Genomic DNA, 26,339 nt, shown 5'->3' on the forward strand with positions numbered 1-26,339 from the left:
GTCAGTTATTGCCGCTGGCGGGGTCGGGGGAGGAATCCGGGGGAATCCTGAAAGTGGGGCTCCATCAAAGTGTTAACAAGGCTCTTGGCTTAATAGCCGTTTTGGCCCGCGCGGCCGATACAGCGAGACCGGAACAGATGCGCAAGTGGAAAGGATGGGGGGCGACACTGGCGTTGGCGGCATCCATGGCGGGCCCGGCTTCGGCCGCGACCCAGCCCAGCGAGGAGCAGGTACGCCAGCTGATGGAAGTGGTGGGCGTGGGCAAGATGCTCAGCCAGATGAACAACCAGGCGGTGACGGTGATGCAGCAGTCGCTGCCGTGCATTCCGGCCAGCTACTGGCAGGGCTACATGGACGCCAATGGCACGCAGCAGTTCATCGGCCGGCTGGTGCCGATCTACCAGCGCCATTTCAGCGCCGACGAGATCGACGGGATGCTGAAGTTTTACCGGTCGCCGCTGGGCCAGAAGGTGATCACCGAGATGCCGACCACCATGGGCGAGGCCAACCAGGCCGGCCTGCAGTGGAGCAAGGAGCGCAGCGACCAGATGATTGCCGAGCTCAAGCAGAAGGGCAGCCTGGACGCCAGCGGCCGCTGCCCGGCCGCGCCGGGAGCCGTGGCGGCCGGCGGTGCGGCCGCGGCGGGCCTGGCGGCCGGCGCCAGCAAGGCGGAGGCGGACGACGAAGACGAGGCCCAGGCCGAGGCGCCGGCCAAGCCGGCCGCCAAGAAGGCGGCCACGGGCAAGGCCAAGTCGACCAAGGCGAAGCCGAAGGCCAAGGCGCCCGCGAAGCCGGCGGCCAAGAAGGCCCCGGCCAAGAGCAGCAGTGCCAAGACGCCGGCCCAGCCCGCGGCGAAGGATGCCGCCAAGCCGGCGGCTCCGGCTGCCGGCGGGGGTGGTCAGTAATTGACCAGCCGCGGACGGCGCCGCTATACTCTCGCGTTCGCCAGCCCCGAAAGGGCCATGGCGGAACCCAAGAGAATAACGACAGAAGGGATAATCCCATGAGTTATGCAGTCATCAAGACCGGCGGCAAGCAGTACCGCGTCCAGCAGGGCGACGTCCTGCGCGTGGAGCTGCTGAACGCCGACGAAGGCGCCAGCGTGAAGTTCGACCAGGTGCTGCTGGTCGGCTCGGGCGAGACCATCACCGTCGGCGCGCCGACCGTGGCCGGCGCCACCGTCTCCGCCACCGTGCGCAAGCACGGCCGCGCCGACAAGGTCCGCATCATCAAGTTCCGCCGCCGCAAGCACCACAAGAAGCAGCAGGGACACCGTCAGCATTTCACCGAAGTCGAGATCACGGGCATCAACGCCTGATCCGCCAATCTGGAGTAATCAGTCATGGCACATAAGAAAGGCGTAGGTTCGTCCCGCAACGGTCGCGACTCGAACCCGAAGTATCTCGGCGTGAAGATCTACGGTGGCCAGGCCATCGAGGCCGGCAACATCATCGTGCGTCAGCGCGGCACCAAGTTCCATCCCGGTACCGGCGTGGGCCTCGGCCGCGACCACACCCTGTTCGCGCTGGTCGACGGCACGGTCGAGTTCAAGACCCGTGGCGAGAAGAACCGCAAGTACGTGAACGTCGTCCAGGGCTGAGCCCGGGCCGATGTAGCGCAAGGGCCCCGCTTCGGCGGGGCTTTTGTTTTTGGGATGGGCATAGAGAATTGAGAGTAGGGAATAGGTAAGAGCCCCCCGATCCTCCGCTCCTCTACAATTCCCGACATCGCTCGGCTGCTTTTGCGATTCCCAATTCCCTATTCCCCATTCCCGGCACTCAAGCCATGAAATTTGTCGACGAAGCCATCATCAAGGTCCTGGCCGGTGACGGCGGCAACGGATGCATCAGCTTCCGTCGCGAAAAATTCATTCCCTTCGGCGGTCCGGACGGCGGCGACGGCGGCAGCGGCGGCTCGATATGGCTGGTGGCCGACGAAGGCCTCAACACCCTGGTCGACTTCCGCCACCAGCGCGCGTTCAAGGCGCAGCGCGGCCAGAACGGCATGGGCAGCGACATGTACGGCAAGGGCGGCGACGACACCGAGATCCGCGTGCCGGTCGGCACTGTGGTCACCAATGTCGACACCGACGAAATCATCGGCGACCTCACCGCGCACGGCCAGCGCCTGCTGGTGGCGCAGGGCGGCAAGGGCGGCCTGGGCAATATCCATTTCAAGAGCTCGGTGAACCGCGCGCCGCGCAAGTCCACGCCCGGCACCCCGGGCGAGGTGCGCGAGCTGAAGCTGGAGCTGAAGCTGCTCGCCGACGTGGGCCTGCTGGGCTTCCCCAACGCGGGCAAGTCCACCTTCATCCGCGCCGTGTCGGCGGCGACGCCGCGCGTGGCGGATTATCCGTTCACCACGCTGCATCCGAACCTGGGCGTGGTCAGCCTGGGGCCGGACCAGAGCTTCGTGATCGCCGACATTCCCGGCCTGATCGAGGGCGCCGCCGAAGGCCACGGCCTGGGCATCCAGTTCCTGCGCCACGTGGCGCGCACGCGCCTGCTGCTGCATCTGGTAGACGTCGCGCCGATCGACGGCGCCGACGTGGTCGAGCAGGTGCACGCCATCGAGCACGAGCTGCAGAAGTTCGACGCGGAGCTGCTGGACCGCCCGCGCTGGCTGGTGCTGAACAAGGCCGACGTGCTGCCGGAAGACGAGCGCCAGGCGGTGGCCGAGGACATCGTCAAGCGCCTGGGCTGGACCCAGCCCTGGTTCCTGGTCTCGGCGATCGCGCGCGACAACACCCTGCCGGTATGCCAGCAGATCCAGCGTTTCTTCGAGTCTCAACGGGTGAGTGCGCAGTCGCGTAAAGATATGCTGCCGGGCGATGTGCGCCTGCGCGGAGAGCCGTAAGGGCGCTGCAGGGCCGTTGGCATAGTTCGATCCGGAAACAGCGAGACCTGCTTCGGTTCCTTCGCCCGTACAGGTTTCGATGTCTGGCGAGGGAGGCTGGACCATGAAGCTTCAAGCCCGCATCGCGGGATATCGACGTCTGCGCGAGCAGCCGTTATGGCGCCTCATCGCGGCAGATCACGCTCCTGAAGTCGTCGGTCTGCTGCAGACCTTGTTGCAGGATGGCGAGCGGACGCTGCCGGCGTCCATCCTGCATGAGCGCCTGCAGCATCATCTCGATGCGCTCAATGCTTCCGACCTGCCGCACGAACTTCCCCGTACGGCACAGGCCTACGTGGCTGACTGGCTCGCAAAGGGGTTCCTGGAGCGCCGTCTGCCCGAGGGGGCCAGCGAAGAGGAATACGAGTTGTCTTCCCAGTCCGCACAGGCTATCCGCTTTATCGCGGGTATCGAGGCGCCGCGCCATGCCGCGACCGAGAGCCGCCTGACGCTGGTGATCCAGCAGTTGGCCCAGCTGGCGGAGCAAACCGAAACCGATCCCGCTGCCCGATTGGTCGCCTTGTACGCCGAGCGCGAGCGCATCGAGGCGCAGATCGCTCGCGCCGGCGCCGGCAAGGTCGCGGCATTGGATGGCAAGCGTGCGCTGGAACGCGCCCGCGAAATCATCCGTCTGGCGGATGATCTGACCGAAGATTTTCGGCGTGTCCGCGATGACTTCGAGCAGCTCAACCGCGAATTCCGCGAGCGCATCATCGATGACGAGGGCGAACGTGGCGACGTACTCGACCGCCTGTTCGAAGGCGTGGACGTGATCGGCGAGAGCGAGGCAGGCCGAAGTTTCAATGCGTTCTGGAAGCTGCTCAACGATATCGAACAGAGCGCGCAGCTCGATGCCGCGCTGGAGGCTGTGCTGTCGCGCGGGTTCGCCAAGCGTCTGCAACGGCATGAGCGGCAGTTCCTGCGTGGTCTGACCGGCGTGATGCTGGAACGGGGCGGGCATGTGCACGACGTGCTGCAGCATTTCGCCCGCAGCTTGCGTGGGTTCGTGCAAAGCCGCAGTTATCTCGAGCAGCGCCGCCTGAATCAGCTGCTCAAGCAGGCGCAAGCCGAAGCGCTGCAATTGCGCGATTCGGTCAAGGCGCGTCAGCAGACGCCCTATACCCTGCAATTGACCACCAGCCGCCCGCGCTCGTTGTCGCAGTGGCGGCTGCATGACCCGCGCAACGGAATTGTCGATGGCCGGATTGCGCCCAGTGAAGGGGCCAGCATTTCGCTGGACAGCGTCAGCGAACTGGTGGCCCAATCGGAAATCAATTTCCGCGGCTTGCGGCGCGATCTGCATGACCTGCTGGCCGACCACGACCAGCTCAGCATTGGCCAGGTGCTCGAACGGCGTCCGGCCGAACAGGGGCTGGGCAGCGTCATCGGCTATCTGTCGCTGGCGACTCGTCATGGCGTGGTCTCCGGACGGCAGCATGAAGCAGTGAGCTGGCAAGGCGGCGACGGGCGTTGGCGCCACGCACGTGTGCCCTTGGTGTGGTTTCTGAAAGAGAAGCGCGATGAACTCGCTTGAACACGAGCACGAAGAGACACCCGATCTTCGGGCGGTCGCCGCGGCAGAACCGGGCGGGCTGTTCGAGGGCGATACCGGTGCTTTGCCGTTGGATGCGCGGCGCGCGCTCTGCCAGCTGCTGCTTGGCCCCAGCGTGGACCAGAAGCGGCACGGCCAGCTGTGGCCGGTCTTGCTGCGCCACGAGAAAGCGTTGCGTTCGCGTCTTTGCGAATTGTTCCTGGAGCTGGTGATCGACCGCGATGCAGGCGTGGCCTTTACCCGCCAGGCCGATACAGGCGAGCTGGAAACCCCCGTGCTGCTGCGTACCTCCGCGCTTACTTTCATCGATTCCGTCCTCCTGCTCTATCTGCGCCAGCAGCTCGCGGAGGCGGATGCGCAGGGGCACCGGGCGGTGGTAGAGGAGGCGCAGATGATCGATGCGATGTCGGTCTACGAAAAGAATGTTTCGACGGATCGCGCCGGTTTCGCCAAGAAGATCGCGGCATCGATCGTCAAGATGAAGGACAGCCATGTGCTGGAGAAGCTGCGCAGCAGCGAAGACCGCTACGAGGTTTCGCCGGCCCTGAAGCTGTTGTTCTCGGCCGAGCACGTGCAGGCCCTGGTCCAGGTATATCGAGACCTGCGCGAGGCAGGCGGTGAAGGTGACGATGAGCGCTAAGTCCAGATCCGCCAATCGGCCGGCCGAGCCGAGCCTGTTCCTGTCCGACCTGCCTGACCCGCGCGACGAACAGTTCCGCCTGCGCCGCCTGCAGGTGTTCAACTGGGGCACTTTCAGCGGCCTGGTGGACGTGCCCATCGCCGAGCGCGGCTTCCTGTTCGTCGGCCGTTCCGGCTCGGGCAAATCGACCTTGCTGGACGCCATGTCGGCCTTGCTGGTGCCGCCGAACCTGGTCGACTTCAACGCCGCCGCGCGCGAAGCCGAGCGCAGCGGACGCGATCGCAGCCTGGCTTCCTATGTCCGCGGTGCCTGGGCCGATCAGCATGACAGCGAATCCGGCGAGATCGCCACGCAATACCTGCGCAAGGGCACGACTTGGTCGGCGCTGGCGCTGGAGTACCGCAACGGGCTGGGCCAGAGCGTCAGCCTGATCCGGCTGTTCTGGATCACGGGGACCAGCTCAGCCGCTGGCGACGTCAAGAAGCACTACATGGTGTGCGAGCGCCCGTTCGACATCGCCAAGGAGCTGGACGGCTTCGAGCTGGATCTGCGCCGGCTGAAGGCACGGCTTGGCGAGGACGTGCACCATTACGACACCTTTGCCGGTTATGCCGAGCGGTTCCGGCGCCTGCTGGGCATCGAGAACGAGATGGCGCTCAAGCTGCTGCACAAGACGCAGTCGGCCAAGAACCTCGGCGACCTCAATCAGTTCCTGCGCGGTTTCATGTTGGACGAGCCGGAGACTTTCACCGCCGCCGAGCGGCTGGTGGCCGACTTCGGCGAGCTGGACGCCGCGCACCAGGCGGTTGTGACGGCGCGCGATCAGGTCGACACCCTGGTGCCTGCGCGAGAGCTGCATGAAGACCTGCAGGTCCTGCGGCGCGAAGCCGGCACCTTGAAGGAGCTGCACGCCTGCGTGGACACTTACGGCGAGCAGCGCCGGCTGGTCCTGCAGGATCAGGCGCTGGCCGAGCTCGACGTGCAGATCATGGCCTTGCACGGCGAAGCGACGCAGCGGCGCGAAACGGTGGACAACCATGTCCGGCGCATCGAGGATCTGGAGCGCCAGCGCCGCGATCAGGGCGGCGACGCCATCGACCAGCTCGAGCGCGAACACGAAACAGTGACGCGCGAGCGCGACGAGCGCCTCGGTCGCCGTTCCCGTGCGGAGCAGGCTTGTCGCGACCTGAATTGGGTCATGCCGGGCACCGCGCAGGGATTCGCCGAGCTGGTGGGGCGTGCGCGTGAACTGCAGGAGGGCGCGCGCGATCGCGCCGCCGGTTTTGAGGAGCGCATGGATACGCTCAAGCGCGAGCGTGACGAGGCGACGCGCCGCTTCGCCGGCGTCCGCGCGGAAATCGATGCTCTGAAGCGCACGCCGTCGAGCATTCCGGCGCCCGCTCAGGCCATGCGCGCGCGGCTGTGCAGCGAGCTGGGCTGGTCGGAGAACACGCTGCCCTTCGTGGGCGAGTTGTTGCAGGTAAAGCCCGAATATGCGGCGTGGCAAGGCGCCATCGAACGCGTGCTGCATGGCTTTGCGCTATCGCTGCTGGTGGACGAGCAGCGTTATGGCGAGGTGGCTGCATGGGTCAACCAGACCCATCTGGGCGCCAAGCTGGTTTACTACCGCGTGGGACGGCCTCAGGCCATCGGTGGCCGCATGCTGGATGCGCGCTCGCTGGCGCACCGGTTGGACATCCGTGACCACGCTCATCGCGACTGGCTATCCGCCGAGTTGGCACGGCGCTTCGATTACAGCTGCGTGGATACGCCGGCGGCTCTGCGCCATGCTGAGCGCGGCATGACCCGCGAAGGGCAGGTCAAGCATCCCGGCGACCGATACGAGAAGGACGATCGCCGCGCCGTGGGCGACCGCCGCCACTGGGTGCTGGGTTTCGACAACCGGGACAAGCTGGCGCTGTTCGAGGCCGAGGGGCGTGAGCTGGCGCAGGCGATCGCGCAAGGCGGCGGGGCGTTGGACGCCCTGCGCTCGGAACGCGATGGCGATGCGGATCGGCGCTTGCATGCCAATGCGCTTGCCAATCTGGTCTGGGAAGATATCGACGTCGCACCGAAACTCACGCGGCTGGGCGACATCGAGAACCAGCTGCAGGCCATGCGCAAGGGCGATGCCTCGCTGCAGGAGATCATGCGCAAGCTCGAGCACGAGCGAGAGCTGCTCAAGCGGGCGGAGCGCTCGCGCGATGACGCCGCCGCCGAGCATCTGTCCAAAGGCCGCGACCGTAAACGGCTGGCCGAGCAGCGCGAACAATGCGCGGCTCGCGCGGCCGACATGGCCCTGTCGGAGGCGCAGGCCGATGGCCTCGCCTCGCGCCTGCCCGAGCGGCCGCTGACGCTGGACAACATCGATCGCACGATGGGCGACGTCAAGGATGGACTCAGCAGGGCGCTGGGGACGTTCGCATCGCGGCAGCAGGAGCTGACCGGCGCCATCGTCAAATGCTTCGAGCACTACTGCCGCAAGTGGCCGCAGGACAGCGGCGACTTCACCGCCGACATGCATTCGCTCGATGGTTTCATGGCGCGCCTGCGCCGCCTCGAGCTCGACGGCCTGCCCAAGCACGAGGCGCGTTTCTACGAGCTGCTGCAGACGCAGAGCAAGCAGAACCTGCTGGTGCTGCAGAAACACATGATCGAGGCGCGCAAGTCGATCGGCCAGCGCATGGACGAGGTGAACGAGAGCCTGGAGCGGGTGTCCTTCAACCGCGGCACGATCCTGCAGATCGACCTGTCCGACCGCGGCCTGCCGGAGGTGCGCGACTTTCAGCAGCAGCTGCGCGACGTGCTATCGCATCACCAGACCGAGGACCGCGATCGCGCGGAAGCCCAGTTCGCGGTGCTGCGCCAGCTGGTGGCGAAGCTTTCGGCCGACGATCCCGAGCACAAGCGCTGGCGCGAGCAGGTGCTGGACGTGCGCCAGCACGTCGAATTCGTGGGCGTGGAGAAGGAGCAGGGGACCGGGCGGCAAGTCGAGGTTTATCGCAGCGGCGCCGGCAAATCCGGTGGCCAGCGCCAGAAGCTCGCCACCACCTGCCTGGCGGCCGCGTTGCGTTATCAGCTGGGCGGCGACGACGGCCACCTGCCGCGTTATGCGCCCGTGGTGCTGGACGAGGCGTTCGACAAGGCCGACAACGAGTTCACCGCGCTGGCGATGAATATCTTCGAGAACTTCGGTTTCCAGATGGTCGTCGCCACGCCGTTGAAGTCCGTGATGACGCTGGAGCCGTTCATCGGCGGTGCCTGCTTCGTCGACATCAATGGCCGGCACGATTCCGGGGTGCTGCTGATCGAGTACGACGAAGCAAACAAGCGGTTGGCGTTGCCCGAGAAGGCGCGCGAGGCGCAGGCCGATGAAATCTCCTGAGGCTCTGCGCAAACGTCTGCATGCCAGATGGCTGGCGCATCGGTATGACTGGGTTGCCGGCGGCGGCGAATGGCCATTGTCCCTGTCCATCGGCGGCGATGGCTTGAAAGCCGATGCGGTGGCCGGGCACTGGAACGCGTTCGACGCCTGGCTCAGGGCATGGAAACAGCCGGCCCAGCATTCGCCTGGGCGCGTCGTATCCAGGCTGCGCTTCCGCCACAGCCTTTTCGGCGAGCAGGAGATTCCCTGCAGCTGGCTGTTCGATACACCGGATGCCGTCGCCGCGGAGTTGGGCGAAGCGGCGCGCTGGCAGCGGGCGAAACAGCGTTTTGATCGGTTGGCATCCTGGGTGCCCATGGTCGAAGGCGGGAGCGATGCGGTATCCGGGCTGGCCGTTCCCTGGCGCCGCGTGGTGTCGCGGAGGTTCGATCTCCTTGCCGACATGGAGGACGGCGAGTTCGAGTTGCTGCTTCGGGTGGTCGATTGGCTGTGGAAGCATCCCGACTCCGGGACCTATCTGCGAGAGCTGCCGGTAGCCGGCGTCGACACCAAATGGGCGGAGCGGCGGCGCAGGGTGATCACGGCCTGGCTCTGGGTACTGCGCGGCGGCGCGATCGGATCGCACAACTTCTATCGGGTCGCCGGCCTGCGCGCACCGCCGGACCGGCTGCGCATGCGTTTGCTCGATGACGGGCTTCGCAGCCTGCTTGGAGGCTTGTCGGATATCGAAGCGCCGGTTACCGATGTCATGCGTATGAGTTTGCCGGTACGGCAAGTGTTGATCGTGGAAAACCTCGTTACCGGGCTCGCCTGCGGGGACCTGACCGGCACCGTGGTATTCATGGGCCGGGGCTATGCGATCGAGGCCTTGGCAGCTTTGCCGTGGTTGGCGCAGGTGCCGGTCTATTACTGGGGTGACATCGATACGCACGGTTTCGCCATCCTCAGCCGACTTCGACGCAGGCTGCCGCACATCCGCGCCGTACTGATGGATGAAGGCACTTTGCATGAGCATCGCGAATTGGCGGTGCGAGAGCCGCAGCCGCATCTCGCCCAGGGGCTGGCGCATCTGGCTGCGGAGGAGCTCCGACTGTTCCAGTCCCTGCGCGACGATCGCGAGCGCCTGGAACAGGAGCGCATCCCGTGGACGTGGGCATGGTCGCGCCTGACGCAGTCGATGGCGGCTCCTCGCGCGTAGGCCATGCTCGTCATTCCGGCGCAGGCCGGAATCCAGTGGCGAAGTGCTGCATAAGGGCGAAGCATCCGAAAGGCATGGCCTTTGCGCTTCCCGCGACAAGCCAGCCTCGACGCTACTGGATTCCGGCCTGCGCCGGAATGACGAGAGAGTTCGCCGGCTGGTTTTCCCAGGTAAACAAAAAGGCCGGCTTTCGCCGGCTGGTTTTCCCAGTAAACAAAAAGGCCGGCTTTCGCCGGCTGGTTTTCCCAGTAAACAAAAAGGCCGGCTTTCGCCGGCTGGTTTTCTAAGTAAACAAAAAGGCCGGCTTTCGCCGGCCTTTTCGCCAACCCGATTCGCTTACTAAACCGGCTTACGCCAGCTCGTGGATCTTCGCGTTGAGGCGGCTCTTGTGGCGAGCGGCCTTGTTCTTGTGGATCAGGCCACGCGAGGCGTAGCGATCCATCAGCGGCTGGGCGGCGGCGAAAGCTTCGACGGCGGCGGCCTTGTCCTTGGCCTCGATGGCCTTGACGACCTTCTTGAGGGCGGTGCGCACCATGGAACGGGCGCTGACGTTGCGCAGGCGGCGCTGCTCGGACTGGCGCGCGCGCTTCTTCGCGGACTTGATGTTGGCCAAGGTAGAACTCCGAAATAGCTTGGGTTGGGTGGAAAAAGGCGGTGATTATGACGGTAATGGGTCGGTGCGTCAACAGCTTAGCGACGCCCGGGCCGCTGCGGCGCAGGCCGGAGGGCAGGGCGGCCCGGCATTCCCGTGAACGGAAGCGGGATTTTGCCACAAGTGCGCTGTCCTCTCGCCCGTTCCGGCTGCCAAACTACGCGCTTTGCCGGCCGCCGCCAGGGGCGCGGGGCCGGGCATCGACCCCCCATGACAAGAAAGCATGACAAGAAAGGTATCGGCGCGCGCATGAAGTCACCCAGCATGTTCCGAGGGCTGCTGTCGTTCAGCGGCATGACCATGATCTCGCGCGTCCTCGGGCTGGTCCGGGATATGTCGATCAACGCGGCCTTCGGCGCCAACGCGGCCACCGACGCGTTCTGGGTGGCCTTCCGCATCCCCAATTTCATGCGCCGGCTGTTCGCCGAGGGCTCGTTCTCCACGGCTTTCGTGCCGGTCTTCACCGAGGTGAAGGAGAAGCGCAGCCACGAGGAGCTGAAGACGCTGATGTCGCGCGTCTCCGGCACCCTGGGCGGCGTGCTGATGCTGATCACGGCGCTGGGCGTGATCCTCGCGCCGCAGGTCACCGTGCTGTTCTCGCCGGGTGCGATCGAGACGCCGGAGAAGTTCGCCCTGACGGTGGACCTGCTGCGCCTGACCTTCCCGTTCCTGCTGTTCGTCTCGCTGACCGCGCTGTCCGGCGGCGCGCTCAACAGCTTCCACCGCTTCGGCCTGCCGGCGCTGACGCCGGTGATCCTCAACCTGTGCATGATCGGCGGCGCGCTGTGGCTGGCCCCGCGGCTGCACACGCCGATCATGGCGATGGGCTGGGCGATCCTGGCGGCGGGCATCCTGCAGCTGCTGTTCCAGCTGCCGGCGCTGCGCCAGCTGGACCTGCTGACCCTGCCGCGCTGGGGCTGGAGCCATCCGGACGTGCGCCGCATCCTCCGGCTGATGGTGCCGACCCTGTTCGGTTCCTCGGTGGCGCAGATCAACCTGCTGCTGGACACGGTGATCGCCTCGCTGCTGTTCATCGGTTCGCAGAGCTGGCTGTCGCAGGCGGACCGTTTTCTCGAATTGCCGCTGGGCGTGTTCGGCGTGGCGCTGGGCACGGTGATCCTGCCGTCGCTGTCGCGCCACCACGTGGCCACCGACAGCGACGGGTTTTCCAGGGCGCTGGACTGGGGCCTGCGCACGACCCTGCTGATCGCGGTGCCGGCGATGTTCGCGCTGATGCTGCTGGCCGAGCCGCTGGTCGCCACGCTGTTCCAGCATGGCCGCTTCACCGCGTTCGATACGCGCATGGCCACGCTGTCGATCTCCGCGCTCAGCTTCGGCCTGCCGGCGTTCGCCCTGGTCAAGGTGGTGCTGCCGGCCTTCTACGCCCGCCAGGACACGCGCACGCCGGTGCGCGCCGGCGTGGCCTCGCTGATCGCCAACATGGTGCTGAACGTGCTGTTCCTGGCGCTGCTGTATGCGCTGTGGGCGCCGGCCGAGGTCAGGCAGGGCCCGCTGCTGGATGGCCTGGCCAAGGTGCCGGGCCTGCACATGGCGCTGGGCGTGGCCAGTGCGGCGGCGAGTTATCTCAACCTGGGGTTGCTGTGGCACTGGCTGCGCAAGGCCGGCGTCTACCAGCGGCAGCCCGGATGGATGCGGCACCTGGGCCGGCTGGCGCTGGCCTGCGCGGTGATGATCGGGGTGCTGCTGGCGGGGCTGTGGCTGTGGCCGGACTGGACCGAGGCATCCAAGTGGACCCGCGTGTGGCACCTCGCCGCACTGGTCGCCGGCGGCGGCGGCGCCTATCTCGCCACGCTGTTCGCCGCGGGCTTCCGCCTGCGTGAACTGCGCGGCGTCTGAAGCGTGGCCGCGGGGTGCGGTGCCAACGGGCTCTAAGGCTATACTCGCGCGATGACAAGACTTTCCAGGGATATCGCCGGTCCATGCCTGGCGCCCGGCGGTAGCGTGGTTGCCGTCGGCGCGTTCGACGGGCTGCACCGGGGACACCAGGCGCTGCTGACGCAGGTGCGCGAGCGCGCGCAGGCCACCGGCCTCACGCCCATCGTGGTGAGCTTCGAGCCCCTGCCGCGCGCGTTCTTCTCCAAGGAACCGGTGCCGCGGCTGTCCAGTGTGCGCGAGAAGCTGCTGGGCTTCGATGCGGCCGGCGTGGGCAAGGCGTTGATCCTGCGCTTCAACGACGAGCTGACCTCGATGCCGGCGGAAGACTTCGTGCGCCGCGTGCTGATCGAGCGCCTGCACACCCGCGAAGTCTGGGTCGGCGGCGATTTCCGCTTCGGCCACAAGCGTGGCGGCGACGTGGCCTTGCTGGAGAAGATGGGCGCGGAACTGGGCTTCTCCGCCCGCGTGATGCCGCCGGTGCTGCTGGACGGCGCGCGCGTTTCCGCCACCCGCGTGCGCATGCTGCTGGCCGCCGGTGAATTCTCCGGCGCCGCGCCGCTGCTGGGCCGCCCCTTCGTGATCGAAGGCAAGGTCGAATACGGCAACCAGCTGGGCCGCGAACTGGGCTTTCCCACCGCCAACATCCACCTGCACGATCGCGTGCCGCCGGTGCAGGGCATCTTCGCCGTGCGCGTGGGCCTGGGCGAGGGCGAATGCGCCTGGCCGGGCGTGGCGAGCTTAGGGCTCCGCCCGACGGTGAACGAAGTTAGCCAGCCGTTGCTGGAAGTGCACCTGTTCGATTTCGAAGGCGATCTCTACGGCCAGCGCATGGCGGTGGAATTCGTCGCCAAGCTGCGCGACGAGGCGAAGTTCGACGGCCTGGACGCGCTCACCGAGCAGATCCGCCGCGACGCCCGCATGGCGCGCGAGGTGCTTGGCATGAATCCGCGCCTGGCCGAGGCATAGGCTTCAAGTTTTCCGCTTCAAGCCGGCGCACCCACGCTGGCCGCACACCCCACGGCGACGGCACGAGGGCCGCGCCCGACAACCCCGATGGCATCCGAGCAATGACCCAGGATTACAAGAACACCATCAACCTGCCGCAGACGGATTTCCCGATGCGCGGCGACCTGCCCAAGCGCGAGCCGCAGTGGCTGGCGGAGTGGGAAAAGCTCGGCCGCTACGCGCAGATCCAGCAGCGCACCGCCGGCCGCGACAAGGTGTTCGTGCTGCACGACGGCCCGCCGTACGCCAACGGCGCCATCCACCTGGGCCACGCGGTGAACAAGGTGCTCAAGGACGTGGTGGTGAAGTCGCGCCTGCTGGCCGGCTACCGCTCGCCCTACGTGCCGGGCTGGGACTGCCACGGCCTGCCGATCGAGATCGCGGTGGAAAAGAAGCACGGCAAGGCCGGCGACAAGCTCGACGCCGTGGCCTTCCGCCAGAAGTGCCGCGAGTACGCGCAGCAGCAGATCGACCTGCAGCGCACCGACTTCAAGCGGCTGGGCGTGCTGGGCGATTGGGAAAACCCCTATCGCACCATGGCCTTCACCTTCGAGGCTGACATGCTGCGCGCGCTGGCGCGCATCGTCGACAACGGCCACGTGGTGCGCGGTTTCAAGCCGGTGTACTGGTGCTTCGACTGCGGCTCGGCGCTGGCCGAGGCGGAGATCGAGTACGCCGACAAGGTCTCGCCGGCGATCGACGTCGCTTATGACGCACTCGACCCGCATGCACTGGCCGCGAAGTTCGGCGTGGAAGCGGGCGACGCCATCGTCGCCATCCCGATCTGGACCACCACGCCGTGGACGCTGCCGGAAAGCCAGGCCGTGTCGATGGGCGCGGAGCTGGAGTACGCGCTGGTCGAAGGCCCCGCGCGCGACGGCCGCCGCGTGCTGCTGGTGCTGGCCTCGGCGCTGGTGGAGAAGGCGTCGCACCGCTACGGCGTGGAACATCCGGTCGTGCTCGGCCACGTCGCCGGCCAGGCGCTGGAAGGCGTGCTGCTGCAGCACCCGTTCTACGACCGCAGGATACCGGTGCTGCTCGGCGAACACGTGTCGGCCGAGGACGGCACCGGCGCGGTGCACACCTCGCCCGACCACGGCGTGGAAGACTTCGTGGTCTCGCGCAAGTACGGCATCGAGACGCTCAACTATGTGGAGCCGCGCGGCACCTATCGCGCGGACACGCCGCCGGCCGGCGAGCTGACCCTGGCCGGCACGCACCTGTGGAAGGCCAACGACGCCATCGTCGACATGCTGCGCGGACGCGGCGTGCTGCTGGCCCACCACAAGATCGAGCACAGCTATCCGCATTGCTGGCGCCACAAGACGCCGGTGATCTTCCGCGCCACGCCGCAGTGGTTCATCAGCATGGAGCAGGCCGGCCTCCGCAAGGCGGCGATGGAGTCGATCCGCCAGGTGCGCTGGGTGCCGGGCTGGGGCGAGGAGCGCATCGCCGGCATGGTCGGCGACCGTCCGGACTGGTGCATCTCGCGCCAGCGCACCTGGGGCGTGCCGATCGCGCTGTTCGTGCACAAGGGCACGCAGGAGCCGCATCCGCGTTCGGTCGAGTTGCTCGAACAGGTGGCCAAGCGCGTGGAGCAGGGCAGCATCGACGCGTGGTACGCGCTCGATCCGGCCGAGCTGCTGGGCGACGAGGCCAAGGACTACGAGAAGGTCAACGACGTGCTGGACGTCTGGTTCGATTCCGGTGTCACGCACTTCGCCGTGGTCGGCCAGCGTCCCGAGCTGCAGCAGGGCGATGCGGCTACGTACAAGGTGATGTACCTGGAAGGCTCGGACCAGCATCGCGGCTGGTTCCAGTCCTCGTTGCTCACCTCGGCCGCGATCCACGGCCGCGCGCCGTACGACGACGTGCTCACCCACGGCTTCACCGTGGATGCGCAGGGCCGCAAGATGTCCAAGTCGCTGGGCAACGGCATCGAGCCGCAGGACATCATGAAGAACCTCGGCGCGGACATCCTGCGCCTGTGGATCTGCTCCACCGACTACCGCAACGAGATGTCGCTGTCGGACGAGATCCTCAAGCGCGTCTCCGACATGTACCGCCGCATCCGTAACACGGCGCGCTTCCTGCTGGGCAACCTGGACGGCTTCGATCCCGCGCAGCACCTGCTGCCGGTGGAAGACTGCCTGCTGCTGGACCAGTGGGCGGTGCAGCAGGCCTACGACACCCAGCAGGCGGTGGCGGCGGCGTACGACCGCTACGACTTCCCGGAGATCGTCCAGCGCGTGCAGAACTTCTGCACCACCGAGCTCGGCGCGCTGTACCTGGACATCACCAAGGACCGCCTCTACACCATGCCGACCGACAGCCGCGGCCGGCGCAGCGCGCAGAGCGCGATGTACCGCATCGCCGAGGCGCTGGTGCGCTGGCTGGCGCCGGTGCTGAGCTTCACCGCCGAGGAAATCTGGAAGGCGCTGCCGGGCCAGCGCGGCGAGAGCGTGCTGTTCGAGACCTGGTACGACGGCCTGGCCGCCACCCAGGGTTCGCCGGAGCAGCGCCGCTACTGGTCCGACCTGCTGGCGATCCGCGATACCGCCTCGCGCGTGCTCGAGGGCATGCGCAAGGCCGAGCAGATCGGCGCCTCGCTGGAAGCGAAGCTGGCGATCCACGCGGATCCGGCCCTGGTCAGCCGCTACGCCCCCGCGGCCGACGAGCTGCGCTTCTTCTTCATCACCTCCGACCTGCGCCTGGATGTCGCCGGCGGCCAGCCGGATACGGCGGTGCTGTCGGAACTGGAAGGCGCGGACGTGTGGGTCTCGGCCACGGTCAGCGACGCGGCCAAGTGCGTGCGCTGCTGGCATCGCCGCGACGACGTCGGCCAGCATGCGGCGCATCCGGAGCTGTGCGGACGTTGCGTGAGCAATGTCGACGGTCCGGGCGAAGACCGCCGCTGGTTCTAAACACATGGACGGCCGGCGCGAGCTGGCCGTTCTGTTCGGATTCCCTTCTGTAGAAGACGCATGAGCAATCAACGCAACGCGCTGTCCTGGCTGTGGCTGTCCGCCCTGGTGATCGCGCTCGACCAGGCCAGCAAGTGGTGGGCGCTGTCCGCGCTCCAGCCCGCCGGCGTGCAGCACGTGATCATCCCGGGTTTCCTCAACTGGACCCTGGCCTTCAATACCGGCGCCGCCTTCAGCTTCCTGGCCGACAGCGCCGGCTGGCAGCGCTGGTTCTTCGTCGGCCTGGCCGTGCTGATCAGCGGCGCGCTGCTGGTATGGCTCAAGCGCACCTCGCGCGACGACTGGCGCACCGCGCTGCCGCTGGGCCTGATCATCGGTGGCGCGCTGGGCAACCTGATCGACCGCCTGCATGCGGCCCAGGTGACCGACTTCATCCAGGTCCATTACCAGGACTGGTATTACCCCGTGTTCAACATCGCCGACTGCGGCATCACCGTCGGTGCCGTGCTGCTGATCGCTTTTGGCCTGTTCACCGGCAAGCAGGCCGGGGGCGTGAGATAATTTCGATCCCGGCGCCTCCCGGCGCCGGCCAGCGACAGTCGAGGCTTCACTTGGACATTCTTCTCGCCAACCCCCGCGGATTCTGCGCCGGCGTGGACCGCGCCATCGCCATCGTCGAGCGCGCGCTCGAGGCCTACGGCGCGCCCATCTACGTGCGCCACGAGGTGGTGCACAACCGCTACGTGGTGGACAAGCTGCGTGCCAGCGGCGCGGTGTTCGTCGAGGAGCTGCACGAAGTGCCCGACGGCGCCACGGTGATCTTCAGCGCGCACGGCGTGTCCAAGGCGGTGCGCCAGGAAGCCGACAGCCGCAAGCTCAACGTGTTCGACGCCACCTGTCCGCTGGTGACCAAGGTGCATATGGAAGTGGCGCGCCTGGGCCGCACCGGGCGCAGCGTGGTGCTGATCGGCCACGCCGGGCATCCGGAGGTCGAGGGCACCATGGGGCAGTGGAACCCCGCCAACCAAGGCGAAATCCATCTGGTCGAGTCGGTCGACTGCGTGGCGAAGCTGCAGCCGCGCTATCCGCATGCGCTGTCCTACGTCACCCAGACCACGCTGTCGGTGGACGACACCAAGGCCATCATCAACGCCCTGCGCGAGAAATTCTCCGACATCGAGGGCCCGCGCAAGGACGACATCTGCTATGCCACGCAGAACCGCCAGGACGCGGTGCGCCGGCTGGCCGATGCGGTCGACCTGATGCTGGTGGTCGGCTCGGTCAACAGCTCCAACTCCAACCGCCTGCGCGAGCTGGCCGAGAAGCAGGGCGTGCGCTCGTTCCTGATCGACGGCGCCGAACACATCGAGCGCGCATGGCTGGACGGCGTGCAGCACATCGGCCTCACCGCCGGCGCCTCCGCCCCCGAAAAGCTGGTGCGCGACGTGATCGCCCGCCTGCAGTCCTGGGGCGCGGGCGAAGTGCGCGAGCTGGACGGCGAGGCCGAAACCATCACCTTCGCCTTGCCGAAGGAACTGCGCCTGGCCGAGGGTGGTCCGTCCGCGAGTCTTTGACGCCGCCGCTGCGCGCGTCGTCGAGCCGAACAAAAAAAGGCCCGCGTGAAGCGGGCCTTTTTTATGCGGGAATTTCCGCTACATCAGCATGACGTTGAACATGTCCAGCGTAGCGGCAAGGTCCGGATGATCCACCAGTGGAATCGATTCGGCGCCGTCGATGAGAGGCCTGGCCCGGTCGAACAGGGCGAAGGCGCGCTGGTCGTTCATATGGCGCGAAACGTAGACGAGTCCACCGACCTTGGCGGGGTGGTCGTGCACGGCCCGCGACCATCGCTGGGTCGTGTCGTATGGCAGTTCGGACGAGATGTCGTTCGTGCCGCCGATGCGCTTGAGGTGCGCGCCGGTCAATTCGGCCAGCTGGATGATGTCGCCGGCAAAGAGGATGGCGTGGCGGTCGCGCAAGGACCGCTCATCGAGCAGATAGGCCCCGCGAGTCGGGACAAGATCATGCAGCAAGGTTTCTGCGAAGGCGCCGGCCAGGGTCTGGCCGGCGTAGCAGACGCCATAGCTTTGCAAGGGGTCGTCGAATCGATGGCCTTTGCTCCTGCTGAAATAGGGTTCGGTGGCGGGATATCTGCTGATCCGAATGAGATCAGAGGATTCGACTGCAGTAAGCCCTAGTACGAATCGGTCGAAATCGGGATCGGGTTGGGGCAATGCCATCGAACGTCCATGTTCAGCGCTCGCGATAGGCGCGTGCCGCGGTCAGCACGGGCTCCTTCGCACGGTCGCGCAAGGCCTGCAAAGGCGTCCTGCCGGCGAGCGATCCAAGTTGGGTGGTAAAGAAAAGCCATTTATTCCAAGGCGTTTCGTCTGCCAGGATGTTCAGTGCATCGGTCAAGCCAAGGGCGCGCAGTTCCTTGTCCGCCAGGAATGCGGGGTAGTAGAGCTCCCTGCCGCCTGGCTGCAGGGCGAAATAGGTACCGGCCTGCAGGCCCTTGTGCACGGCTTGCCGGCTGATGCCGGCAAGCTCGGCGAAGTCCTTGGAAACGAGCACTTCGCCGGAAGCCACCAGTTCCTGCTTGATCTTGTCCGAACGCGCCTTGGCTGCCTTGATCGCATTGTCGTTCGAGAGCCTGCTTTGCGCGCGCTGGATCTCGTCCAATATCAGACCAAGTCGACGCACATCTTCTGCAGCCTGGGGCTGGAGCTGGATATCGGCCGCGCTGTCGCGCGCGGCATGGATCAGCTGCTGGTCCGAGAGATTGCGGATGCCTTTGAGGAACCGGTGGGCGGAGTCGGCAATGCGGTGGAGTACTTCACTGACGCTCGCGGATTCCGAAGGAGGAAGAGTGGGGTACATGGCGCCTGCCTCGTCGCTTTGGAACGAGGCCACCATAAGTCGAACCCATCTCTTTGTCAACTTTGTCAACCACGGCAACTTAATCAACCCTGCCTGTGGCCACATGGTTTCTCCCTAAAGCGGCGCCACCTGAACCTCCGCCACGCCAAGCAGCCCGGCCAGCGGTACGTGGGCGACCGTCTGGCGCGGGCTGACGGTAAGCCGCTGCCGGCGCAACAGGTCGAGGAACATCTCCGCTAGCGGCAGCACCATGTGCTGTCCCCAGCAGCGCTCGGACTTGTGTCCGAAGGGAAGGTAGCCGGGCAGGTCGTCGGCAGAGAGATGCTTCCAGCGCTCCGGCAGAAATTCGTCCGGGTCGTCCCAGAGTGCGGGAGCGCGATGGCTGACCAGCGGCAGGATCAGCACGTCGTCCGCCGGACCGATGCGGGCATCGATCGCCGTGTATTCCGGCGAGGCGTTGCGCAGGATGTTCCACGACGGCGGCAGCAGCCGCAGCGTTTCATACAGGATGTGCCGGTTCGACAGGCCATCGCCGAACGGAGCGCCAAGCCAGATGGCGTTGGCCACCAGAGTGGAAATGGTGAAGCAGACCGGCGCGGCCGTCCGCCGGTACATGCCCATGGCGTAGCGGCGGTCGTGATAGCTCGTCGCGGCCGCCGTGGCCACGGCGAGCGCGGAGGCCTGCGGGCGCGGCCGCAGCGGGAACAGCGCACCGGTGGCGACGACCGCCCAGGTCAGCTTGGGCGTCAGTTCCAGGATGCGATCCATCAGGAAGCGCAGCCGGCGCGGATCCTCACCCAGAATCAGGTCGCGCAGATAGACGTGCCCGACGTGCGGCCATGGACCGGAGAGATCGACATCGTCCGGTACGGGCTTCTTCAGCGCGGCACGCACGTCGCGCGCAATCGCCTGCATGGACTTCAAGGCATCCGGGCGCGGGATGGAGCGGCCATGCAGGGGTTTGAACGTCGGTCGTTCGAATTCGGTGGCCGGCCTGGCCTTAAGGACCCGGTCGATCAAGTCCGGGCCGGCGACGCCGACCGTGTTGGCATCCAGCCGGAACAGATCGTCGCCGGCATGCTCGCGCAGGAGTGCCTGGAGCCGGGAGGCGAAGACAGTGGAGCGAACGTGCCTGGCGATCGGTGGCATGGCGGTCGAGGGCCTTGAGGGTCGGCGGAGCATCCGGCGATGTCCGATGGCACAGCCATCGCCGGACGCAGGCGGATCGAAAGGCGTGTGTTCTCTAGCTCAGAGAACACACGCGATCGCTCAGTACCAGATGTACCAGGCGTAGTCCTTCAAGCTTTTCTCGCGCGCCACCAGGTTCTTGATGGCAAAGAGAGTCTTCTTCATGAAAGGCACCTTTTCAGTGAGACGTTCGATGTCGTGCATCCCTGCGGCGATGGCGTTCCTTGCGAACCGGAAAGATCGCTTGGATCGACCGGCCGTCGATGAAGCTATGTCAGAGGGACGCGACGGGATTGTGCGGGTGGGCCAGAAATCTGGTCTCGATGGGCCGCCGGAAGAAAAGGGAGAGGTGTGGGTGTTCGCGGTGTGAAAGTGTCATCGCGGCAGAGTGTTCACGCCGGCTAATCAATTCCTAATCGCCCGGAAAGAGCATGGCGACTCCTGCCTTGGAATGACTCCCATGAAGAAACTGCTTCTCGTCGCTCTTGCTTGTGCCGGCCTGCTCAGCGGCTGCATCTCAGTGGATCGGCGCGACGACTACCATGAGCATCGTCGCGATCGGTATGAGGCATGCCGGCAATACCACGATGCGGAATATTGCGACAGATGGCGCGGCTGACGGGTCATGGCCTTCTATCCATCCCGCATGCGTAGGCGGCTATCACTCCAGCCTATGCATGACCTGAAGAAACTACGATGCATGGAAGGCATGGGACATTGATTCGCGCCATGCCGGATCGAGCGCCTTCATCAGGAGGCTGACGGGTGGCCGTTTTCGTCTCGCCCTGGCTCTTGGTCCCGGTCAGGCATCAAGATGATCAGCGGCTTGCAGGCGAGCTGTGAGCAACCCATCAGGTGCGTTGCATTGCCGTTGCGCCAGGTACTGGTGCCGGCAGCGTTGATCTCGAATTCCCAGGTCGCTCCCTGGATCCGCGCATGCCCCTTGATCGAGCATGGCAGCCAGTAGTAGTCGTGGAGTTCGCCTTCGCGCAGCTTGCGGCTCAGGCGCCACACCGATGCCGCCTGCTGCTTGTCCAGCGACCATGCCTTGCATGCATCTTCGTCGCTGGCCACGCCGGGTGCCCCCGGAGCAGGCCGGTAGAGCGATGGCGATACGTCCAGGATGGTGATGGCGTCCTTGTCATCGGCCAGCGCCTGCGACTCGCAGAGCAGAACCAGCATGCCCGCGCAGGCCCATAACCCCGCGCGGCGCTTCTTGCGTGACGGCATGCTCTTCGCCGGCGCGCTGCTCGATGGATTCGTCAAAGCCTGGCTCGAATTTGAGTCGAGCCGGGTGCCTGATGGTTGCAGTGTGAGCATGGCGATCTCTGGATTGACCCGGTTGGCAGGAACGACTGCTGGCCGATACGAGCCATCCGTTTGGTAGCCTTCCAATCCACGGGTGGCGGTGCGTCGAGCTTGGTTTGACTATGACCCATCCGGTCGATTCATGGAGGATGCGTTCTTGGACGTTTTCGATCTAGCTCGAAACCCGGATCAGATCGGCCCGGCCTATCTCTTCTATCTCAGCTTCGCGATGATCGGCCTGGGCGTGTGCGCTTGCATGCTGTATCTCGTTCGCGACGGAAGAAAAGGCGCATGGTTCTACCTTCTGGCCGCTTTGGCCGTCACCGCGATCATGTGCTGGTTGATGGCGCATGAGATCCGCCATGTCCGCGCGGTGAAGGCACAGGTCCTGAGCGGTGGCTTCGCCAGTGTCGAGGGCTGCCTCGATCAGTTCCATCCAGGGCTTGCCAATCCGAGCGAGGCCGATTCCGGCGTGGAGCAATGGTCCGTGGCGGGGCAGCGATTCGATTACGGCGCAGACGAGATCCGGCTTGGTTATCACGCGGTCGAGCCGGACGGCGGCCTTGTCCATGCGGATTCATGGGTGCGGGTAGGTTATGTCCGCGATGATCTGCTGGCGCGCAACGACATCGTGCGGCTCGAGGTCGTCCAGCATGCATGTCCGCCGGCGCCGGACTTCGCCAGATAGGCTGCTGAGATCACAGCCTTCCCGGCGGCCGGTCGGTCCTCGATGGGCGGCGGCCAGATGCTCAATCACCGAAGGCGGCCAGCCCCACACCTCTGCTCACTGCGGCTTTGAGAAGGGCGTGCATCACGTCAAATGCGGCAAGGCCAGGCTGATTCCCTTCCAGTTCGCCTGCGTTCGCCGTGAAGGTTTCCAGCAACACCGCTACCTGCGCGGGCTTCAGCATCGAGTCTTCGAAGTAGCTGAGTTCCGCACCGGCCTGACGCCCCCTGTCGAACAAGCCGGCGAGCGAGCGATGTGCGTCCAGATCCATGGACCCGGCGAGTTCGAGATCGCCCGGATGCTGCGGCATGTCCATGACGAAGGCGGGCACGTAATAGATGTCCAGCATGCGGGTCGGTTGCCTTCGATGTTTCGACGATCGCCGCAAGCGGCAATGCCAGGGTGAGCCGAGGCCAAGGCGGTTGGAATCGTCGTTTTTACCCCGGCAGCGTCGGGCCGGGGTGGCATGCGTCAAAACAAAAAAGCCCTGGAAGGTTCGATTTCCAGGGCTTTTCTGATTTTTAAGATGGTGCCGGAAATAGGAATCGAACCTACGACCTACGCATTACGAATGCGCCGCTCTACCAACTGAGCTATTCCGGCAGCGAGCCGCGAATTTTACGTAACGGCCCCCGGGCGCGCAAGCGCCAGGCGCGGTGCGGCTTTTGCCGAGCGATTCAGAAGGTTACGTCGATCGCCCGGTTTTTCGGACTGATCCTCATGCCGTACAGGCCGCGGTCCGTTCCAGAATGCCTGCAAGCCGAGTCAGGCCATGCGTAGGCGCAGCGATCACGGGATTCCCTCGCGGATGACCGAGGAGCATCGAGGCGCCGCAACCGCGGTGATCCAGGCAGCTGCCGGGCAGGAACGCTCAGGCGGCGGGAGGGGAATTCTGGCAATGCGTCTCATGGCTATCGAGATGTGCATGGGGAGGCCGGGCGTGATGGCATGGATCGGTGCCAGGCCGCGCTCGGCGAACGAGCTGTCGGCGCTTGCGTTCGCGTCCGCGGTCGAAGCGCCGGAGGGCTGGTTCGTGCATGCCGCCCTGGGCATGGTGTTGCTGGGCGTGGGCGCGATGGCCTGGTCCCTGCGCCGCCACGCGAGGGAGCAGGCGAGCGCGCGGCGCCGGCGCGAAGCGGGGAGCGACCGGTACGAAGCGATCTTCCACGCCATGCCTTTCCCGGCGTTCTGCAAGGATGCAAGCGGCGGCTATCTCGCGGTCAATCGTGCCTACGAAGATGCCTTCGGTATCGAGGCGCAGCGCCTGATCGGGCGCGACCTGGCGCAGACGAGACATCTGGACCTCGACTGCGAGCGCATGCACGCCGCGCACCTGCAGGTGATCCGCAGCGCGACGTCGGCGAGCGACGACCTGATCCTGTCCGACGCGCGGCATGGCGCGCGTGCGTTCCGGCTATGGCTGATCGCGATGGGGCCGCGCCTCGACGGCGTGGCCTTGCTGGGCATCGTGGTGGCCGCGGATCGTCCGCCCCGTCCGGCGGAAACGGCATGCGTGCCGTCCCGCACGGTCCTGGACCATGCGCTGCTTTCCGCGGTCAGCCACGATGTCCGCACACCGCTGACCGGCATCATGGGGGCGCTCGAACTGCTCGGGTATGCCGAACTCACCACGCGGCAGCGCGCCCTGGTGAGCGGCGCGGAAAACGCCTCGCGCGCCTTGCAGGACATCCTCGACGACTTGCTGGCGCTGGCCAGGCTGGAAACGGAGGGCACTGTGAGGCCTGACCAGCCGATCGACCTGCGCGGGCTGCTTGCCGGCCTGCTGGCGAAGCATGGGACGGGCGGTGGCGTGCTTGACCTCGACGAGCGCCTGGCGCCCCGCTTGATGGGCGACGGCCATGCGCTGCGCAGGGCCCTGGGCAAGTTGCTGGTCCATTATTTTTCCCTCGGCCTGGGCCGCGCGCCGCGGTGGGACGTCCGCGTGCTCGCCCAGGGCGCGCAATGGCAGTCGATTGAGCTGGTGCTGGCGCCGCTTCCGGCCACGGCGGCGCAAGCCGAGGCTTCCGCACCCGCGAGCCATGGCAACCAGCTGGCGTGGATCGCGGCCTGCAAGTTGTGCGAGTCGATGGGTTTCTCGTTGAGGGAGCAGGGGAGCGGAGGGACCGGGCCGCGCTTCGTCATGCACGGCTCCCTGCCGCTGGCGGCGGACGAGACACGCCACGAAACCGGCGGCGGTGCGCAATCCCTGGAGGTGGCAGAGCTGGCCCGGCTGGCGCAGGAAGATGCCGGCCACGTCGCGCGGCGGCTCGCCGACGTATTCGGCGACGACGCTGGCGCCATCGCCGATTACCTGCACCTGGTCCGCAACGAGGAGCAACGCCTGCAGGCCAACCTCGACGCCGGCGATACGAGTCGCCTGCGCGAGGCGGCGCATTACCTCTCCGGCATGGGTTCGTTCTTCGGTGCGCAACGGCTGGCCAGCATGGCGACGGCGCTCGAACTCGGCCGGGGCCGGGACGAAGTGATCGAGCGCGCCGAAGCATTGCGTACTTATCTGACCTGTTTCATCGAATCCCTGCACGGGAATACGTGCGAAGCCACCGCAATTACGAACAATACGATGGTTATTTCGGATGTGTCGCATGGAAAAGTATCCAGTGCGGCACTAGAACTTTGAACGCCTCACACGGAAGGCCCATCACCGCCTTCTTCCGATACCACGCAACGGCGGAACCGGCATGGGGGTCGGTCTATCCGCCACCCGGGCGCATCCAAGCCAAGGAGATTCAGTGAACATCACCAACGACGCGAATATCCGGATCATTCTGGCGGACGATCATCCGATCATTCGCAGGGGAGTCATGGCAGTACTGGGCGGGAGCGACATCCGGGTCGTCGGCGAGGCCTCCTGCCCGGTGGAGTTGCTGTCCCTGCTCAGCCGGGTCGAATGCGACGCGGTGGTCACCGACTACATCATGCCCAGCGACAGCTCGCCCGACGGCATCCGCCTGATCGAGCGGCTGCGCACGCTCAGGCCCGAGCTGCCGATCGTGGTGCTGACCATGCTGCGCAACGTCGGCCTGCTGCAGGCGCTGCTTGCCGCGGGCGTCAAGGCGATCGTGGACAAGTCCACCGCGATGGCCGAAATCCATACCGCGGTCCGCCTGGCGGCAACCGGCCATGTCTTCGTCAGCGCCACCTTCGAAGGCCGGCTGGCGCGCTTCGGCGCCCATTCGGTCAACCGCCTGACCGAGCGCGAGGGCGAAATCATCCGCCTGCTCGTCGCCGGCATGAGCGTGACCGAGATCGCGCGCAAGCTGGATCGCAGCGTGAAGACGGTGAGCAAGCAGAAGACCGACGCGATGAAGAAGCTGGGCCTGCGCTCCGACATGGAGATCTATGCCTATGCGACCGAGGTGGGCTACTGACGGCTTTCCCGCCCTCGTCTTGTCTTCCGTGGCCGCCGGCCATGGCGAATCACTACAGGTATGCCGCGACATGTTTACTGCCGTCGTCGTCGACGATCACCCGATGGTCAACGGGGCGCTCCGCGCCATGCTGGAACGGAGCGGGGAGTTCAAGGTGCTGGCCGAATGCGGCAACGGCCAGTCGGCGCTCTCGGTCGCCACGGAACTGCAGCCGGACCTGCTCGTCATCGACCTGGACATCCCGCAGCTGGACGGCATCGAGGTGATCTGCCGCCTGCGCGAAAGCGGCCGGCCGCTGGCCATCCTGATGATCTCCGCCGGCGAGGAAACGGTCAGCGGCGTGCGCGCGTTCCGCGCCGGCGCGGATGGCTTCGTGCACAAGAGCGCGCCGATGGAGGACGTGGTCGCGGCGGCGCAGCTGATCGTGCGCGGCAAGATCTATTTCAGCCGCGGCATCATGGACGCCGCGGCCAGCCTGGGCTGCAAGGGCGCGCAAAGTCCGCTGCGCGAGCTGGGGCGGCGCGAGTTCGAAGTGTTCCGTTGCCTGGCCCTGGGGATGTCCAACATCGACATCGCGCGGCACATGGCGATCAGCAACAAGACCGTCAGCGCGCACAAGCGCAACCTGATGGACAAGCTGGGCCTGGCGAACATCCGCGACGTGATCGAGCTGGCGCGCCAGCATCGCATCGTCGAGTGA

At 66.1% G+C, this 26,339-nt stretch carries 27 protein-coding genes and 1 tRNA gene; 20 read left to right on the top strand and 8 right to left on the bottom strand.

Annotated elements, in window-relative coordinates; translation table 11 throughout:
- Positions 1 to 185 precede the first annotated feature (185 nt).
- The 9 genes from BM172_RS07705 (at position 186) to BM172_RS22125 (ending at position 9,957) form a co-directional block, all read left to right on the top strand.
- Positions 186 to 905, top strand: a complete 720-nt coding sequence (locus BM172_RS07705) for a DUF2059 domain-containing protein (protein ID WP_231504234.1) — start codon at positions 186 to 188, stop codon at positions 903 to 905.
- A gap of 98 nt (positions 906 to 1,003) precedes the next feature.
- Positions 1,004 to 1,318, top strand: a complete 315-nt coding sequence (gene rplU, locus BM172_RS07710; RefSeq protein WP_026636284.1) for a 50S ribosomal protein L21 — start codon at positions 1,004 to 1,006, stop codon at positions 1,316 to 1,318.
- Between the two features lie 24 nt (positions 1,319 to 1,342).
- Positions 1,343 to 1,600, top strand: coding sequence for a 50S ribosomal protein L27 (rpmA, locus tag BM172_RS07715; protein WP_026636285.1), 258 nt, complete (start codon positions 1,343 to 1,345; stop codon positions 1,598 to 1,600).
- 185 nt (positions 1,601 to 1,785) lie between these two features.
- On the top strand, positions 1,786 to 2,856 hold the full coding sequence (gene cgtA, locus BM172_RS07720) for an Obg family GTPase CgtA (RefSeq protein ID WP_026636286.1): 1,071 nt from the start codon (positions 1,786 to 1,788) through the stop codon (positions 2,854 to 2,856).
- Between the two features lie 103 nt (positions 2,857 to 2,959).
- A complete protein-coding gene (locus BM172_RS07725; RefSeq protein WP_026636287.1) occupies positions 2,960 to 4,429 on the top strand; it encodes a DUF3375 domain-containing protein in 1,470 nt (489 codons plus the stop codon).
- On the top strand, positions 4,416 to 5,087 hold the full coding sequence (locus BM172_RS07730) for a DUF4194 domain-containing protein (protein ID WP_026636288.1): 672 nt from the start codon (positions 4,416 to 4,418) through the stop codon (positions 5,085 to 5,087). Before BM172_RS07725 ends, BM172_RS07730 begins: the two co-directional genes overlap by 14 nt.
- A complete protein-coding gene (locus tag BM172_RS07735) occupies positions 5,077 to 8,472 on the top strand; it encodes an ATP-binding protein (protein WP_051548936.1) in 3,396 nt (1,131 codons plus the stop codon). The genes BM172_RS07730 and BM172_RS07735 overlap by 11 nt, the downstream gene beginning before the upstream one ends.
- Positions 8,459 to 9,670 (top strand): Wadjet anti-phage system protein JetD domain-containing protein, encoded by a 1,212-nt coding sequence (locus BM172_RS07740; protein ID WP_035323774.1) that lies wholly within the window; start codon positions 8,459 to 8,461, stop codon positions 9,668 to 9,670. Before BM172_RS07735 ends, BM172_RS07740 begins: the two co-directional genes overlap by 14 nt.
- A 74-nt stretch (positions 9,671 to 9,744) precedes the next feature.
- Entirely contained in the window at positions 9,745 to 9,957 is a 213-nt protein-coding gene (locus BM172_RS22125; protein WP_143096480.1) for a hypothetical protein, read from the top strand.
- Between the two features lie 62 nt (positions 9,958 to 10,019).
- On the opposite strand, the gene rpsT is transcribed toward BM172_RS22125, so the two are convergent.
- Positions 10,020 to 10,283 (bottom strand): 30S ribosomal protein S20, encoded by a 264-nt coding sequence (gene rpsT / locus BM172_RS07745; RefSeq protein ID WP_026636290.1) that lies wholly within the window; start codon positions 10,281 to 10,283, stop codon positions 10,020 to 10,022.
- 288 nt (positions 10,284 to 10,571) lie between these two features.
- Between rpsT and murJ the strand changes: the two genes are divergently transcribed.
- The 5 genes from murJ (at position 10,572) to ispH (ending at position 17,721) form a co-directional block, all read left to right on the top strand.
- A complete protein-coding gene (gene murJ, locus BM172_RS07750) occupies positions 10,572 to 12,179 on the top strand; it encodes a murein biosynthesis integral membrane protein MurJ (protein WP_026636291.1) in 1,608 nt (535 codons plus the stop codon).
- 51 nt (positions 12,180 to 12,230) lie between these two features.
- Positions 12,231 to 13,184: a bifunctional riboflavin kinase/FAD synthetase gene (locus BM172_RS07755; protein WP_026636292.1), complete on the top strand. Its 954-nt coding sequence runs from the start codon at positions 12,231 to 12,233 to the stop codon at positions 13,182 to 13,184.
- Positions 13,185 to 13,285: 101 nt separating this feature from the next.
- Positions 13,286 to 16,147 carry an isoleucine--tRNA ligase gene (gene ileS, locus BM172_RS07760; protein WP_026636293.1) on the top strand — a complete coding sequence of 954 codons (2,862 nt, stop codon included), beginning with the start codon at positions 13,286 to 13,288 and terminating at the stop codon, positions 16,145 to 16,147.
- Between the two features lie 60 nt (positions 16,148 to 16,207).
- Positions 16,208 to 16,708 (top strand): signal peptidase II, encoded by a 501-nt coding sequence (gene lspA / locus BM172_RS07765; RefSeq protein ID WP_026636294.1) that lies wholly within the window; start codon positions 16,208 to 16,210, stop codon positions 16,706 to 16,708.
- Between the two features lie 50 nt (positions 16,709 to 16,758).
- Positions 16,759 to 17,721 carry a 4-hydroxy-3-methylbut-2-enyl diphosphate reductase gene (gene ispH / locus BM172_RS07770; RefSeq protein ID WP_026636295.1) on the top strand — a complete coding sequence of 321 codons (963 nt, stop codon included), beginning with the start codon at positions 16,759 to 16,761 and terminating at the stop codon, positions 17,719 to 17,721.
- Positions 17,722 to 17,799: 78 nt separating this feature from the next.
- On the opposite strand, the gene BM172_RS07775 is transcribed toward ispH, so the two are convergent.
- The 4 genes from BM172_RS07775 to BM172_RS22965 form a co-directional block, all read right to left on the bottom strand.
- Positions 17,800 to 18,387 (bottom strand): RES family NAD+ phosphorylase, encoded by a 588-nt coding sequence (locus tag BM172_RS07775; protein WP_081805244.1) that lies wholly within the window; start codon positions 18,385 to 18,387, stop codon positions 17,800 to 17,802.
- Positions 18,388 to 18,400: 13 nt separating this feature from the next.
- Positions 18,401 to 19,063: a hypothetical protein gene (locus tag BM172_RS07780; RefSeq protein ID WP_026636296.1), complete on the bottom strand. Its 663-nt coding sequence runs from the start codon at positions 19,061 to 19,063 to the stop codon at positions 18,401 to 18,403.
- A 78-nt stretch (positions 19,064 to 19,141) separates the two neighbouring features.
- On the bottom strand, positions 19,142 to 20,176 hold the full coding sequence (locus BM172_RS07785; RefSeq protein WP_026636297.1) for a cytochrome P450: 1,035 nt from the start codon (positions 20,174 to 20,176) through the stop codon (positions 19,142 to 19,144).
- A gap of 120 nt (positions 20,177 to 20,296) precedes the next feature.
- Positions 20,297 to 20,419: a tryptorubin family RiPP precursor gene (locus tag BM172_RS22965; RefSeq protein ID WP_218154628.1), complete on the bottom strand. Its 123-nt coding sequence runs from the start codon at positions 20,417 to 20,419 to the stop codon at positions 20,297 to 20,299.
- On the opposite strand from BM172_RS22965, the gene BM172_RS22475 reads away from it, so the two are divergent.
- Entirely contained in the window at positions 20,379 to 20,585 is a 207-nt protein-coding gene (locus tag BM172_RS22475) for a hypothetical protein (RefSeq protein ID WP_155964727.1), read from the top strand. The genes BM172_RS22965 and BM172_RS22475 overlap by 41 nt on opposite strands.
- A gap of 90 nt (positions 20,586 to 20,675) precedes the next feature.
- Complete coding sequence (locus tag BM172_RS22480) at positions 20,676 to 20,834, top strand: hypothetical protein (protein WP_155964729.1); 159 nt, start codon at positions 20,676 to 20,678, stop codon at positions 20,832 to 20,834.
- Between the two features lie 131 nt (positions 20,835 to 20,965).
- Here BM172_RS22480 and BM172_RS07790 read toward each other — a convergent pair whose 3' ends face one another.
- Positions 20,966 to 21,535: a hypothetical protein gene (locus BM172_RS07790; protein WP_143096481.1), complete on the bottom strand. Its 570-nt coding sequence runs from the start codon at positions 21,533 to 21,535 to the stop codon at positions 20,966 to 20,968.
- A gap of 145 nt (positions 21,536 to 21,680) precedes the next feature.
- Between BM172_RS07790 and BM172_RS07795 the strand changes: the two genes are divergently transcribed.
- Positions 21,681 to 22,211 carry a hypothetical protein gene (locus tag BM172_RS07795; RefSeq protein ID WP_143096482.1) on the top strand — a complete coding sequence of 177 codons (531 nt, stop codon included), beginning with the start codon at positions 21,681 to 21,683 and terminating at the stop codon, positions 22,209 to 22,211.
- A gap of 61 nt (positions 22,212 to 22,272) precedes the next feature.
- Here the strand turns inward: BM172_RS07795 and BM172_RS07800 are convergent, their stop codons facing one another.
- Together BM172_RS07800 and BM172_RS07805 are read right to left on the bottom strand one after the other, a co-directional pair.
- Positions 22,273 to 22,599 carry a hypothetical protein gene (locus tag BM172_RS07800; protein WP_026636300.1) on the bottom strand — a complete coding sequence of 109 codons (327 nt, stop codon included), beginning with the start codon at positions 22,597 to 22,599 and terminating at the stop codon, positions 22,273 to 22,275.
- 178 nt (positions 22,600 to 22,777) lie between these two features.
- A tRNA-Thr gene (locus BM172_RS07805) sits at positions 22,778 to 22,853 on the bottom strand.
- A 205-nt stretch (positions 22,854 to 23,058) separates the two neighbouring features.
- On the opposite strand from BM172_RS07805, the gene BM172_RS07810 reads away from it, so the two are divergent.
- From BM172_RS07810 to BM172_RS07820, 3 genes are all read left to right on the top strand, one after another.
- Complete coding sequence (locus BM172_RS07810; RefSeq protein ID WP_177218796.1) at positions 23,059 to 24,888, top strand: histidine kinase dimerization/phospho-acceptor domain-containing protein; 1,830 nt, start codon at positions 23,059 to 23,061, stop codon at positions 24,886 to 24,888.
- 112 nt (positions 24,889 to 25,000) lie between these two features.
- Entirely contained in the window at positions 25,001 to 25,639 is a 639-nt protein-coding gene (locus BM172_RS07815; RefSeq protein ID WP_026636302.1) for a response regulator, read from the top strand.
- Positions 25,640 to 25,709: 70 nt separating this feature from the next.
- Entirely contained in the window at positions 25,710 to 26,339 is a 630-nt protein-coding gene (locus tag BM172_RS07820; protein WP_177218797.1) for a response regulator transcription factor, read from the top strand.

This window comes from Dyella marensis (genome assembly GCF_900112865.1).
Lineage (GTDB): Bacteria > Pseudomonadota > Gammaproteobacteria > Xanthomonadales > Rhodanobacteraceae > Dyella_D > Dyella_D marensis_A.